Origin of the sequence: unidentified bacterial endosymbiont (genome assembly GCF_918320885.1) — a bacterium.
In the GTDB taxonomy this organism is placed as follows: Bacteria; Pseudomonadota; Gammaproteobacteria; order Enterobacterales.
The window spans coordinates 500,607-514,642 of the sequence record NZ_OU907312.1; the positions used below are offsets into that span (position 1 = coordinate 500,607).

The 14,036-nt window shown below is 51.0% G+C and carries 14 protein-coding genes and 1 pseudogene; 10 read left to right on the forward strand and 5 right to left on the reverse strand.

Annotated elements, in window-relative coordinates; genetic code table 11:
• Positions 1-16 precede the first annotated feature (16 nt).
• Positions 17-991, forward strand: a complete 975-nt coding sequence (locus NL324_RS02570; RefSeq protein ID WP_253306210.1) for a LysR substrate-binding domain-containing protein — start codon at positions 17-19, stop codon at positions 989-991.
• Between the two features lie 27 nt (positions 992-1,018).
• Here the strand turns inward: NL324_RS02570 and NL324_RS02575 are convergent, their stop codons facing one another.
• From NL324_RS02575 to nadB, 3 genes and pseudogenes are all read right to left on the reverse strand, one after another.
• The gene (locus NL324_RS02575) at positions 1,019-2,296 is read right to left on the reverse strand and encodes an SLC5/6 family protein (RefSeq protein ID WP_253306211.1); all 1,278 of its coding nucleotides are present in this window, start codon (positions 2,294-2,296) and stop codon (positions 1,019-1,021) included.
• A gap of 340 nt (positions 2,297-2,636) precedes the next feature.
• Positions 2,637-2,888 (reverse strand): annotated as a pseudogene (locus tag NL324_RS02580) (transposase); the annotation flags it as partial.
• A complete protein-coding gene (gene nadB / locus NL324_RS02585; RefSeq protein ID WP_253306212.1) occupies positions 2,824-4,440 on the reverse strand; it encodes an L-aspartate oxidase in 1,617 nt (538 codons plus the stop codon). The gene nadB and the pseudogene NL324_RS02580, both read right to left, overlap by 65 nt.
• Positions 4,441-4,606: 166 nt before the next feature.
• Between nadB and rpoE the strand changes: the two genes are divergently transcribed.
• The 9 genes from rpoE to recO all read left to right on the forward strand — a co-directional run bounded on the left by rpoE (position 4,607) and on the right by recO (position 12,340).
• Entirely contained in the window at positions 4,607-5,173 is a 567-nt protein-coding gene (rpoE, locus tag NL324_RS02590) for an RNA polymerase sigma factor RpoE (RefSeq protein WP_253306213.1), read from the forward strand.
• 44 nt (positions 5,174-5,217) lie between these two features.
• Entirely contained in the window at positions 5,218-5,802 is a 585-nt protein-coding gene (locus NL324_RS02595) for a sigma-E factor negative regulatory protein (protein WP_253306214.1), read from the forward strand.
• Between the two features lie 17 nt (positions 5,803-5,819).
• On the forward strand, positions 5,820-6,782 hold the full coding sequence (locus NL324_RS02600; protein WP_253306215.1) for a MucB/RseB C-terminal domain-containing protein: 963 nt from the start codon (positions 5,820-5,822) through the stop codon (positions 6,780-6,782).
• A complete protein-coding gene (locus NL324_RS02605) occupies positions 6,779-7,213 on the forward strand; it encodes a SoxR reducing system RseC family protein (protein ID WP_253306216.1) in 435 nt (144 codons plus the stop codon). The genes NL324_RS02600 and NL324_RS02605 overlap by 4 nt, the downstream gene beginning before the upstream one ends.
• 168 nt (positions 7,214-7,381) lie before the next feature.
• Positions 7,382-9,175 (forward strand): translation elongation factor 4, encoded by a 1,794-nt coding sequence (gene lepA / locus NL324_RS02610; RefSeq protein WP_253306217.1) that lies wholly within the window; start codon positions 7,382-7,384, stop codon positions 9,173-9,175.
• An 8-nt stretch (positions 9,176-9,183) separates the two neighbouring features.
• Positions 9,184-10,050: a signal peptidase I gene (gene lepB / locus NL324_RS02615; protein ID WP_253306218.1), complete on the forward strand. Its 867-nt coding sequence runs from the start codon at positions 9,184-9,186 to the stop codon at positions 10,048-10,050.
• 12 nt (positions 10,051-10,062) lie between these two features.
• Positions 10,063-10,740: a ribonuclease III gene (gene rnc / locus NL324_RS02620; RefSeq protein WP_253306219.1), complete on the forward strand. Its 678-nt coding sequence runs from the start codon at positions 10,063-10,065 to the stop codon at positions 10,738-10,740.
• Positions 10,737-11,642 carry a GTPase Era gene (era, locus tag NL324_RS02625; protein ID WP_253306220.1) on the forward strand — a complete coding sequence of 302 codons (906 nt, stop codon included), beginning with the start codon at positions 10,737-10,739 and terminating at the stop codon, positions 11,640-11,642. The genes rnc and era overlap by 4 nt, the downstream gene beginning before the upstream one ends.
• A gap of 5 nt (positions 11,643-11,647) precedes the next feature.
• Positions 11,648-12,340 carry a DNA repair protein RecO gene (gene recO, locus NL324_RS02630; RefSeq protein ID WP_253306221.1) on the forward strand — a complete coding sequence of 231 codons (693 nt, stop codon included), beginning with the start codon at positions 11,648-11,650 and terminating at the stop codon, positions 12,338-12,340.
• Positions 12,341-12,347: 7 nt separating this feature from the next.
• On the opposite strand, the gene NL324_RS02635 is transcribed toward recO, so the two are convergent.
• Positions 12,348-13,121, reverse strand: coding sequence for a DsbA family protein (locus NL324_RS02635; protein WP_253306222.1), 774 nt, complete (start codon positions 13,119-13,121; stop codon positions 12,348-12,350).
• A gap of 95 nt (positions 13,122-13,216) precedes the next feature.
• Positions 13,217-13,873, reverse strand: a complete 657-nt coding sequence (pyrE, locus tag NL324_RS02640) for an orotate phosphoribosyltransferase (protein ID WP_253306223.1) — start codon at positions 13,871-13,873, stop codon at positions 13,217-13,219.
• Positions 13,874-14,036 lie beyond the last annotated feature (163 nt).

Below are 14,036 nucleotides of genomic sequence, written 5' to 3' on the forward strand. Positions count from 1 at the left end.
GAAGGTTAGTCACTTGATGAAATTGCAGCAGCTTCGTTGTATTGTCGAAGTTTTCAATCATTCCCTTAACGTCTCCATGGCAGCAAAGACGTTGCGTACTTCACAACCCAGCATGAGTAAACAGATCCGTCAATTAGAAGATAATCTGGGTGTGCAAATCTTTGAACGTCATGGTAAGCATTTCACTAAAGTGACCTCTGCTGGTAAAGAGCTTATTCGAATAGCGCGCGAAATTTTGACTAAGGTCAATAAGATAGAATCAGTTGCCTTTGAACAGACCCATCCAGAGCGGGGGACACTGACTATTGCAGCTTCTAATAACCAGCTTCGCTATCAGATGCCCTTGATGATCGAAGGCTTCGTGAAGCAGTATCCGCATGTGACCATAAGCCTACATCAAAGCCGCCCTTCACAAATTGTCGAGGCGATGATTAAAGGAGAGGTTGATTTCGCCTTGAGTGCCGAAATAGGCAGTATTTACGATGATCTGTTACTGCTTCCCTGTTATCAATGGGAATTTGTCGTTATTGTACGTGCCGATCATCCTTTGGCTGTCAAAAAGCAAGTTTCGGCAGAAGAGCTTGCCACCTATCCTTTGGCCACCTATCCTTTGGGTTTTTTGGGTCTAACGATATTAGAATCTCTCTTTAACTGCGCCGAATTATCATCACGTATTGTTTTTACTGCAACGGATTCAGAGCTGCTCAAATCCTACGTACGAATGGGATTGGGGGTTGGGATAGTCGGGAAAATGGTCCTTCATCCTCAACTGGACCGTGATCTCGTATCGCTGGATGCAAGTTCCATTTTGCCGATAAGTACTACTAAAATAGGCTACTTACGGGGCAAGTTGTTACGTGGTTATATGCTTGATTTTATAACTTATTTTGCCCCACATCTCACTAGATCCGTCATCAAGGCAGCGGCAGCGCTCACGGATAACCAAGCGGTGGATGAGCTGTTTAAATCCTTTAAACTGCCCTTAAAATAGCCTTGATGGGATTGGTTTGTCGTGTTGTTATCGAATGAGGGTATAGAGCAGGGCAGAGATTGCAATACCGCCCATCATCACGATAAAACTATCCCATCGTTTGTCGAGATAACGCTGCAGCGCCGGCACCCGGTAGCGCGCATAGACCGGCATGATGAACAAAATCAGTGCGATAACTGGGCCACTCAGCGATTCAATCATCCCTAAAATGCTGGGGTTGAGCACGGCAACACCCCAGAGTGATAGCAGGAAAAAGGTCGTGATCCCGCGATCAAAGTGTGACTGCCGGGCCGGTTGAATACCCCCAGACAGGCCTAATGCGACCAACCCCTTTAACCCTTCACGAGCACCTTGATAGTGCCCAAAGAAGGAGCTTACGATCGCCAGCAACGCAACAATGGGGCCTAGGTAGGAGAGGACGGGCGCGTTGTGCTGGTTGGCTAAAAAGGACAGAATCGAGAGATTTTGCTGTTTGGCCAACTTAAGAGACTCAGGCGTTAAGGTGAGCACGGTGCTAAAAACAAAAAACATCACAAACAGCAGTAAAATGATCGCAGTGCGTTTTAAAATCTGCCGCGCCCGATAGTCCGCCTGCTGGCCGTAGCGGCGCTGCTGTGCCGAAGCGAAATAGGAAATAGCTGGGGAGTGGTTGAAAGCAAACACTAATAAAGGCATGGTAAGCCACACGGTTGAGCTAAAATGAGCTAGCGTGGGGATTTGATAGAGCAGTTCAGTACGCCAATAGGGGATTAGATAGCACGACAGTGCGGCTAGAATCATGACCAGGGGGTAGACTAACCAAGTGGTTATTTTTAAGATCCAGGCTTCACTGATCTGCATCATCAGGATTAATAGGCTAATGGCCATCAAGGCTAATAAAGCACGCGGTGGGGCTACTACCCCCAGCTGATGTTGGATAAAGCTATCTAGCGTATTGGTCACGCCAACGCCATAAATCAGTAAGATCGGGTAGATGGCCAAGAAATAGAGTAGGGTGATGAGCTTTCCCGCTTGAGCTCCAAAGTGCTCTGTGACCACCTCAGTCATCGTGCTGCCGGGCTTGGTTGATGCTAGCATAAAACGACATAAACCCAAGTGGGATAGATAGGTCATGGGGGCTACCAGCAGTGTCAGCAACACCAGTGGCCAAAAACCCCCTAAACCGGCATTAATGGGAAGAAACAGGATCCCTGCACCCACAGCAGTTCCAAAGAGCGTCAAGGTCCAGTGGGTATCAAACTGACTCCAGGCTAACGGGCTGTTCTTCTCCTCAAGGGGTGCTGGCGTGTTTGCTTCAATGGTCATCTTTGTGGTTAATCCTGCTGCGGCTATCCCAGCTATTGCGGAGAGTCTAGTGGCTTGGGTTGCGGTTATTGGGTTGATCGGAGTAAGGGCGTAGGAGAACGACGTATTTTTATAAAAACGGGCGAACAGCAGTCGTCAATGATGGGGTGATGTTCGGTGACTGCAGTGCCTATTTCTTAAGGGGTTTAAAACCTGCCATTATACAGCAATAAATGATAATAGAAGCAGCTGCTTCCGGCCTTCAAGCGTATGAACTGTGATTTAGATCACTTCTCTTCCGAAAGCCCACTGTGAAGATGGGTATAGCCAGCAGGTTGTCATGGTGGTAGTCAGTGGATTTGTCAATATCAGGGTCTCGGACTACTGCTTTAAAAACCCTTAACCACTTGCCAGTCATCGACCAGTCATTAAATTTTTTGTAGCGGGAGCTCCATTTGCCAAATGGCTTCGGCAAATCCCGCCAAGGGCACCCTACACGCATTCGATAAAACATCCCCTCAACGGCTAATCGAAGATTGGGCTTGTCATCAATTCTCGCTGAATATCTGTGGGGAGAGTATGGTTGGGGTTGATTGTGGCAGCGGTTCTGGATAGTCTTGGAGGTAGTGCCCGCCACGGCTTTCGCGACGTTCTAGCGCGCAGCGAACTATCAACTGAGCGACTTGTAGTTTATTGCGCAGTGCCAGTACCTGCTCAGGAAACGGAGGGTGCTGGTACTCCTGATCGAGGGCCGTTTGCAGGGCGTCGATCTGTGCTAATGCTTGGGTAAGTCCAGTGGTCGTACGGACTAAGCCCACCTGTTGCCACATGACAGTGCGTAGCTGCTGTTCCTGAGTGAGGATCGCTGAGGTGTGGGTGCTTGCAGCAATCACTACGCCTGTTTCCAGGGGTACTGGTTTAGTCCAGGTTAACTGGGGGAGTTGTTGTAAGATAGCTTCTGCAGCGGACCAGGCATAAACCAAACACTCTAACAGCGCATTGGAGGCCAGACGATTAGCACCATGGAGGCCCGTATAACTCACTTCACCAATCGCATAGAGACCTGTAACGTCGCTGCGACCGTGCTGGTCGACGACCACACCACCACAGGTGTAATGGGCCGCTGGAACGACCGGGATGGGTTGTTGCGTTAAGTCTAGATCCAACGTGCGCAGTTGTCGGTAGAGCGCGGGGAAGTGCTGCAGAATCAACGCTGCTGGTTGGTGGCGAATATCTAAATAGAGGCAGGGGACGGACAAACGTTCCATCTCCTGCTGCATGGCACGTGCTACGATATCGCGCGGTGCTAATTCAGCTCGCGCATCCACAGCCGGCATAAAGCGACTGCCATCCGGGCGGCAGAGCACGGCCCCTTCCCCACGTAACGCCTCGGTTAATAATAAATTTGGCGCTTGAGGATGGTACAGCGTGGTAGGGTGAAATTGATTAAACTCCAAGTTAGCTACCCGACAACCAGCCCGCCACGCGAGCGCAATGCCCTCTCCAGCAGCCCTATCAGCGTTGGTATTGTGCCAGTAGAGGCTTGAAGCCCCACCGGTTGCTAGGACGACGACTTTGGCAGAGACCCGGGTGAGTTTTTGTTGTGATGGCTGCCAGATCATCGCGCCAATGATCCGGGGTGACTGGATGAGATCTAAGGGCTGGGTTGTTAGCAGATCAACCACGCTGCACGATTCTAGCAGGCGCAACGATCGGTGCTGGCGGGCTTGAGTGATTAAGGTTTCAGACAGATGCTGGCCCGTAGTATCTGCCACGTGCAGAATACGGCGGTGACTGTGTCCCCCCTCACGCGTCAGATGAAAGCCCTGAGAGGCAGCCTCTCTATCCTGATCAAACCTCATCCCTTGCGCTATCAGCCAGTTGATGCAGTGGCGGGCATTGTGAACAACAAATGGGACCACCAATGGATCACAGAGACCAGCCCCAGCGGTGACGGTGTCTTGGCAGTGTGCTTCTAGCGTATCAGTTTCATCGAATACCGTGGCGATACCCCCTTGCGCGTAATAGGTGGCGCCTTGGCTGATCGGCCCTTGACTCACGAGTAGCACTTGGCAATGTGAGGCTAGGCGTAGCGCTAGGGAGAGGCCAGCCGCGCCGCTGCCAACGATGAATACATCGCAAAAATATTCAGGTAGTTGTCGCATTAGGTTATGCTATGAGATTAACGCTGAAGAGTAAATCGTCAAATTTGCAGCGCTTTACGTTTTTTGAAGGCGATTTCATTCACTCATCCCTGGTCTGGCGATAGGGGCCTATCATTATTGAGTCAAGCATTGTGTTGTATCAGTTGTGTCATCAAGAGCGCAGTGGATGAGTGAGCCAATCACCGATCAGGTTTTGGTAGCCCGTGCTCAGCAAGGTGACCAGCAGGCATTTAATTGGTTGGTGATCCGCTATCAGCATAAACTAGCCACGCTACTGTCCCGTTATGTGGCGCACAGTGAGGTCGCTGATATCGCACAAGAGACTTTTATCAAGGCTTATCGGGCACTGCCCAGTTTCCGGGCAGATAGCACCTTTTATACCTGGTTATACCGTATTGCTATTAATACGGCTAAAAATCACTGGGCTGCTCAAGGGCGCCGTCCAGCGAATGATGCTTTACTAGATGTCACCGATCATGAAGAAAGTTTCGCTAGACTGCAAGATAATGCGAACCCTGAGCAGTTATTGCTGTCAGAGGAGTTAGGGAAGATCATTGTGCAGACTATCGACTCGCTTTCAGAGGACCTGAAACTGGCCATCACTTTAAGGGAGATGGATGGGTTGAGTTACGATGAAATAGCAGTCATTATGGATTGTCCAATTGGTACGGTTCGTTCCAGGATTTTTCGAGCGCGTGAGGCTATTGATAAAAAGATTCGGCCGCTGCTGTGAGAGGCCATCATAGTTCATCGTGAGTGATGAAGGTAGGGATAAGCATGCAAAAACAAGAGAGATTATCGGTTCTGATGGATGGTGAGTGCGCCGATGGTCAGGTGATTGATGACACGCTCTGCGATCAGCTACTGCGTGATCGCAGCTTGCAACAACAGTGGCAACGTTATCATCTGATTCGCGATACGTTACAAGGCAACCTCTCTCAGGATCTGCCGGTTGATTTTGCAGCTCGGGTAGCTCATGCCTTGCAGAATGATAGGCAGAAGCTCTATAACAGAGCGCCTCTGGCTGCTGACCGCACCACTGGAAAGCGCTGGTGGACAGCCTGGGCTGCGTCAATGAACCAGCTAGGGGACATTAGCCTGGCTGCAGGGGTTGCCTTGTTGTTACTCTATGGTGCCCACTGTTATCAAGGCGCTTCGGCAACAGCGAGTCGCCACCAGGTCTCTCTTTACCCCTTACCCTTAGGTGGTGAGACCTTGTCGGTGGGTTATTCACGCACTAGACAGCAGCAGCGGCAAGCACTGCGTCAGCAACTGCTGAACAGTAAGATGAAGGACTATGCTAGGCTCCGACAGCAGCCCCTTGAGGCTAACCAAGCCGTTAAGGAATCTAGCCAGCGCTAATCCCTAGGATCAAGGCAGTGAGCGTTTGCTACCGTTTACTCCAGCTGTTGCTGTTATTATCGCACGCTCTTCACCTGACGTCGGCTCAGGCTGCTCCGACGGCTTCAGCCCAGCAGTGGTTACAGCAGATGGTCGTGGCGAGTCGATCGAGTGACTATGAGCTGATCTTCTTACGACCGTACCAGGCTAGCTTTGAGACTTGGCGTTACCGCCATGCGGTCATTAACCGACACCAGTTATTGATCTTAGAGGGCCCACCTACTGAGCTGCGATTGCAGGGTAATACTGTCAGTTATTTTCGGCAGGCGAAGGCTCCCTTGAGTAGTCAAGCGCATACGATTGGGGAGGTGTTGCCCCGGGTGATGCAAGCAGACTTTAAACGATTGCGTGCCTATTATGATTTTAGCCTGCTGTCCACAGACCGTATGGCTGATCGTGATTGCCAGGTGATACGCCTGATTCCACAAGATACCCACCGTTATGGTTATCTTGTGTGGTTAGATCGCCAGTCCAAATTGCTGTTACGTGCCGACTTGCTAGCGCCAAGCGGTCAACAGGCGGAGCAATTTCGGGTGGTAGCGCTCTCTCAAAGGGCCTCTATCCCTCAGGCATTACAACGAGCTGTAATCAATCATCGCTCATCGCTACCAGTAGTCACCACCCCGCAACAGAGCCCCATCACGGCTTGGCAGCCGGGCTGGTTACCGCCTGGTTTTGAAGTGATATGGAGTGGCCAGCGTCCATTGCCAAGCTTTGCGGAACCTGTGGACTCACAGCTCTATAGCGATGGTTTAGCGACGGTTGCACTTTATGTTCATGCGACAGCATCTGAAATGCCATCAGAGCCATTGGCGTTTCAAGAACGGCATTACAGTGTTTATAGCGAAGTACGCTTGGGGCGAGAAATCACGGTCGTGGGTGAGATCCCTTTAAGCAGCGCGCGCCGGATGGCACAACAAGTGGTAGTCAACACACCATGATGACCGCCCGGATTGAAGTCGTACGCTGTGATCAGGGGATGGCCACTGTGCGGCGCCTGCATCTCCTTGGCTGTAGCGGCTGTCCTGCCAAGCCCACGGGCTGCTGTGCCAGCCGCACGATGGAGAGAGATTTTACCCTGCCTTTGGCGCAGTGGTCACTGCCGTTACCCAGGACCCTCTCCCTGCAGGTGGGTCAACCACTGGAATTAGGGATCCAGAGCACTGAAATACTGCGTCTGGCGCTGTTAGTCTATTTATCTCCTGTTGTTGGGTTGTTATTAGGGGCGCTGCTATTAGAGCAGCTAGGCATGAGCGAGGGATGGGTGGTGAGTGGAGCGTTTATCGTTGCAGGCAGTAGTTGGCTCGGGGTGCGCGCCATCATCACCGGCTGGGTCCAGCCGGTGATCGGTCATATTGTCATCGATCGCTAGCCATCGCAGATTTAGTCTATTGTCGAGGGGATACTAGGCTGAGCTACGCTCCGACTAGCGCCGGTTGTACAGTAGAAGAGATAGCGAACAGAGCTCAATTCCCGTAGAATCGACACTCAGTGAGTGGCTCAGACATGTAGTAGGCTGCGGTAAAACAATGCGATTTCCATGAAATTTATCCGAAATTTTTCCATTATTGCCCATATTGATCATGGCAAATCGACCCTGTCTGACCAATTTATCCGCTGGTGTGGCGGTCTATCTGAGCGTGAAATGGGCGCCCAGGTGCTCGATTCGATGGATATCGAGCGCGAGCGCGGCATCACCATCAAAGCACAGAGCGTGACGCTCCACTATCAAGCACTGAGTGGTCAAACCTATCAGCTGAATTTCATCGATACCCCGGGGCATGTCGATTTCTCCTACGAGGTTTCGCGCTCCTTAGCGGCCTGTGAAGGCGCACTATTGGTGGTCGATGCGGCACAAGGGGTCGAGGCGCAAACACTGGCAAATTGCTATACCGCCCTAGATATGAATTTGGTGGTCTTACCGGTCCTCAATAAAATTGATCTCCCGGCAGCCGATCCCGATCGGGTGGCGCAGGAGATTGAAGATATTATCGGCATTGAGGCGACGGAGGCAGTCCGCTGTTCAGCGAAATCGGGTATGGGCATTCAAGCCGTATTGGAGCAATTGATTCAGCAGATCCCCCCGCCAGCTGGCGATCCTGAAGCGCCGTTACAGGCGCTGATCATTGACTCCTGGTTTGATAACTATTTGGGTGTCGTTTCGCTGGTGTGCATTAAAAATGGCATGTTAAGAAAACGTGATAAAATCATTGTCATGAGTAGTGGTCAACGCCATACGGTGGAGCGATTGGGACTCTTTACCCCCAAACGGCTAGACCAGGAGCAGCTGCAGTGTGGTGAGGTCGGTTGGGTCGCCTGTGGCCTGAAAGATATCCTTGGCGCCCCCGTTGGCGGTACTTTGACCTTAGTGCATCAACCGGCGGATCAGCCTTTAGCCGGATTTAAACGGGTTAAACCGCAGGTTTATGCGGGACTGTTCCCGATAAGCTCAGAAGATTATGAGGCTTTTCGCGATGCTTTGGGAAAATTAAGCCTTAATGATGCCTCTTTATTTTATGAACCAGAGAGCTCAACAGCTCTAGGATTCGGCTTTCGCTGCGGCTTTTTAGGGTTACTGCATATGGAGATTGTGCAGGAGCGCTTGACTCGGGAATATCACCTAGATTTAATTACTACCGCGCCGACGGTGGTCTATCAAGTGTTGACCACGACACAGGCACTATTGCACATTGATAGTCCAGCAAAACTGCCAGCGGTGAATGCTATTGCAGAGATTCGGGAACCTATTGCTGAGTGCCAGATGCTACTGCCTCAAAGCTATCTGGGCAGTGTGATGACCCTCTGTGTGGAAAAACGCGGGGTGCAGACCAATCTGGTCTACCATGGTCAGCAGGTAGCATTAACTTATGCGATTCCACTAGCCGAGGTAGTCTTAGATTTTTTCGATCGCCTCAAATCGGTCTCCCGTGGCTATGCCTCGCTGGACTACAGTTTCAAACAGTTTCAACCGGCCAATATGGTACGCTTGGATATCCTGATCAATGGCGAACGCGTGGATGCTTTGGCACTGATCACGCATCGTGATAACGCACAGGCACGCGGCCGAGTACTCGTAGAAAAGCTGCAGGAGTTGATTCCTCGACAGCAGTTTGACATCGCTATCCAAGCTACCATCGGGAATCAGGTGATTGCCCGTTCTACCATTAGGCAGCTGCGTAAAAACGTATTAGCAAAATGTTATGGCGGCGATATCAGTCGCAAGAAGAAGCTGTTGCAGAAACAAAAAGAGGGTAAAAAACGTATGAAGGCAGTCGGGAACGTTGATGTCCCACAAGAGGCTTTTTTAGCGATTCTACAGGTGGGGAAAGCGTGACGGTGGCGATGGCTAACTATTTTGCCTTGGGGTTAACCCTGGCGACCCTATTGACAGGAATTTTTTGGCTACTGGCCCGCACGGTGGGCGCGCAGTCTACTCGAACCCCCACGGCGGCGGGTAGTTCCCCAGCGTTAGCGACGTCACGTCGGTTTCCTGCCTGGGTGGCCTGGATCGGGGACTTTTTTCCCATGATTCTGCTGGTCTTTGTGGTGCGCTCGTTTCTCTATGAAGCCTATCAGATCCCTTCAGGTTCTATGATGCCAACCCTGTTGGTGGGTGACTTTATTGTCGTTAAAAAGTTTTCATATGGTCTGAGAGAGCCGATTTTTCAAAAGCAGCTGCTAGCCACCGGAGCGCCACAGCGAGGGGACGTTGCAGTGTTTAAGTATCCAGAGGATCCGTCGATTTATTTTATTAAGCGGATTGTTGGTCTACCGGGTGATCGGGTGATCTACCGGGGGAAACGGCTGTTTATTCAGCCGGCCCACGCCACTGCTGCCGTTGATCAACCCCTCACTGTGGACTACCAAACGCTCTCTTCTGATTTAAGCCACGCCACTGGAGAGGGATTAACGACTTTAGTTGAGCGTTTGGGCCCAGTCAACCATCAAATTTTGATTAGCGATCAGCCCACCGATCTCAGTTTCTACTACCAACAACCGGGTGAACCGTTGTCGGAATGGGTGGTGCCGCCAGGGCACTATTTTACCCTGGGGGATAATCGGGATAACAGCCGGGATAGCCGTTTTTGGGGCTTTGTTTCGCAGAACCACTTAGTAGGCCAGGCAGTGGCGATCTGGATGAGTTTTGAAAAACAGCCAGGGGGGTGGCCCACTGGGATCCGTTGGCAGCGCCTTGGAGCGATTCACTAGAGAGAGTGCAGCATGAGCCAAAGGCTTGTTGAATTACAGCATAAATTAGGCTACAAGTTTCAACACCCTAAGTTATTGCTACAAGCGCTAACCCATTGCAGCGCCACTGATCAACATAATGAGCGCCTAGAGTTTCTGGGCGACGCCATTTTAAGTTTTATCATCACCGAACTGCTGTACGAGCGTTTTCCCAAGGCGAACGAAGGAGATCTGAGCCGGATGCGCTCTACATTGGTGCGTGGGCAGACGTTGGCACTATTAGCCCATGAATTCGGCTTAGGGGATTACCTGCGTCTAGGTCCAGGTGAAGTGAAAAGCGGTGGCCAGTCTCGCCAGTCAATTTTAGCGGATACCCTGGAGGCACTGATTGGCGCTGTCTACCTAGATGGTGGGATCGCCGCAGTGCGTCAACTGATTCTCCAGCGGTATCAACAGCGCTTAGAGAACATTGTTCCTAGCGAGCAGCAGAAAGACGCTAAAACGCGACTGCAAGAGCTAGTGCAGGGACAGCAGCAGCCGTTGCCGCACTATCAGCTGGTTCAGATCGAGGGAGCAGCCCATCAACAACACTTTACCATTCATTGCCAAGTGGCGCTGCTAGCAGCGCCTACCGTCGGTCAGGGATCTAGCCGTCGCCGTGCTGAGCAGATGGCTGCAGGGCTTGCCTTGCAGGCGTTACAAGCCTTATGAGTGATTCTATTGTCAGTTATTGTGGCTTTGTAGCGATTGTCGGACGTCCCAATGTTGGCAAGTCCACACTGCTCAATCGCCTAGTAGGTCAAAAGATTACCATTACCTCACGTAAGCCTCAAACGACCCGTCATCGTATTCTGGGGATCCAGACCGAAGGGGCTCACCAAGCGATCTATATTGATACGCCGGGAGTGCATACTGCTGAGACCCAGGCATTGAATCGCTGGATGAACCGTACTGCTAGCCGTGCAATGCACGGGGTCGATCTGATCATCATGATGGTGGAGGGGACCCGGTGGACGCCTGATGATGATCAGGTACTGGCACAGCTAAAACAACTCACGGTGCCAGTGATCTTAGTGATTAATAAGATTGATTTGCTCTCCCATAAAACGCTGCTTTTGGACACCATTAGCCGCTTGAGTCGTCTGCATACTTTCCTCACCGTGGTCCCGATTTCAGCAGAGCAGGGAGAGCAGGTGGATACCATTGCTAGGTTAGTGCGGTCTCACTTGCCCATGGGCCCCCATCATTTTCCGGCCGATCATATCACCGATCGCTCGCAGCGTTTTTTGGTGGCTGAAATCATCCGCGAGAAACTGATCCGTTTTTTAGGTGATGAGCTCCCTTATGCTACTACCGTAGAGATTGAAGCGTTTCGTCAACGTCCCGGAGGCGGCTATCACATCAATGGGTTGATTTGGGTTGATCGTGCTGGGCAGAAGAAAATAGTGATCGGCTTCCAGGGCCAACAACTCAAAGTCATTGGCTGTGCGGCACGGCAAGCGATTGAAACGTTACTAGGCGATAAAATATGTTTAGAACTCTGGGTGAAAGTTAAATCTGGTTGGGCCAATGATGTACGGTCTTTAACGAACTTAGGATATCGTGAAGAGTAGCCGCTATGGAGAGTAGGCAGCGGGCGTTGGTACTGCATCGCTTACCCTATCGTGAAACCAGCTTGCTATTAGATCTGTTTACCGAGCAGCAGGGCCGCATTAGGCTAGTGGCGCTTGGGGCACGGCGCCGGCGATCAACTTTACAGGGGTGTCTACAGGTTTTCACCCCCTTGCAGATCCAATGGCGTGGTACTGGGGGCACATTGCAGACGCTACGGCAAGCGGAAGCGCTCTCATTAAGCTTGCCATTAACCGGACGGGCACTTTACAGTGCCCTCTATATCAATGAGCTGCTCTGTCGCTTGTTAGTCCCTGACGTCTCCTATGAGGCGCTATTTGGCCAGTATCTCCAGACACTCTGTCAACTAGCCGCGAGTGACGGTCAATACGAACCGATCTTACGCTGTTTTGAGTTTGCTTTATTACAGGCCCTGGGCTACGGGGTAGATTTCCAACGCTGTGCAGCTACGGGTACTTTGGTACAAGACCAGGTTCATTATCGTTATCAAGCAGAATACGGTTTTGTGACCGCTGCGGTGGCAAGCCAGGACTCCTTTAGTGGTCAGCAGCTCCGGGCATTAGCAGCCGGGCAATTGTCTGATGCGGCCACCTTAAGAGCCGCTAAAATTTTTTCGCGATTGGCGTTCAAACCCTATTTAGGAGCTCGTCCGTTAAAAAGCCGCGAGCTATTTTATTAGATAGTCTCTATTCAACCGTAGCCAATAGCTGTTTAACGAGCTGCAGGTATTGGCGTATAAACTCTGGAAAGCTGCTGCGTGCCGAGACATTCTCCGGATGAATCCGATACTTTTTATTGACCAGTAGCGCCGGGACCCCCCAAATTTTCGCTGCTTGGATCGCCTGCTCTTGTTGCGTGATCAGCGAGTTCACCAGGAAGCTATTCAACGCGTTATCATAGGCAGTGGCGGTGATACCCGCATCGATAAAGGCCTGCCGAATATCCTCTGGCGTCTTCAAGGTCCTATGTTTTTGGATCCCCTCAAACAGAATAAGATTCATTTTTTTTTCAACACCCAGGGTGATGGCCACCGCCCAAGCGCGAGTCAGCGCTTTAGCCAGCGGTCCTAATGCCGAAATATGATACTGTTTAAGTTGTCCATCGGGTGGTAAGCTACTCGCTAGCGCTTCCGATAAATGGTATTCATGCTGTAAACGGTAGCATTGAACGCAATAGAAAGAGAAAAATTCTATGATTTGCGGTTTAGGCGTGGCGGCTACTGGTAGGATTTCATAGTGCTTGCCCGCTTTAAAACTGTTTTTCGGCAGTGAGGGCTGGTTTGAGGGCGATGGTTCCTCTGAGTTTGTGGGAGCCCCTAACCGCTCTTGGGTTCGGTCGGATGAGCTTGAAACCCTGGCGATCTCCAGGGGAAAAGCAGCACTCCAACCCTTTGACAGCACTACGGCTGCTAAAGCGGCTGTGAGTAATACACTGCTAAAAACAACCCATTTTTTTTTCATCAATTAATATTCAGTACACGCTAATAGGGGCACCAATCAAGCTATTATTGGTTCTAGACCTTATCATTGCAAGTCATCTTCTGAAAAATAGCGACTCAGCAGGGTAGCAGGGGCGCGCCATAACGCTGTTGATAGTCGTGTATGAGTGGCAAGTTGTGCGCCAAGGCAGGCTGGGTCACTAAATAATCGGTCAGATCGGTTAAGGTAATAATCGACAGCACTGGACAGCCATACCGCTCTGCAATCTCCTGTAGTGCGGATTGCGTGCCGCTCCCGCGCTCCTGGCGATCGAAGGCGATGATAATCGCTGATACGGTGGCACCCTCTGCCGAAATCAGCGGCATGGCTTCATGGACCGCAGTACCTGCTGAGATGACATCATCGATGAACACCACCTGTCCAGCCAATGGCCGGCCTACCAATTGGCCTTTTTCACCATGATCTTTGGGCTCTTTACGGTTAAAACTGTAAGGAACGCTACGTTGATACTGCTGCTGCAAGGCGATGGCAGTAGCACTCACCAACGGAATCCCCTTATAAGCCGATCCAAATAGTTGGTCGAAGGCGATTCCCGATTCTATCAACGCTGTGGCGTAGCAGTGGCCTAATAAGGCTAAATCAGCACCACTATCAAATAGCCCGCTATTAAAAAAATAGGGACTTTGGCGTCCTGATTTTAGGGTGAATTGGCCAAAAACTAACACCTGTCGTTGGATTGCTCGTTCGATTAATTGTTCTTGGTAGCTTTTCATGATCGTCTTGGCTCAGCTGATCCGGTTTCGGAGGATAATAGCATCAAGTTCAGCCTGCAAACGCGTTTTTTTGGCCTCAATCCCTATGCAATTCCCAAAGAAATGGGTGTTACCAGCCCCTTGTAGCGCAGACCGAGCCTTTGGCCTGTCGGGTAGCGTCACG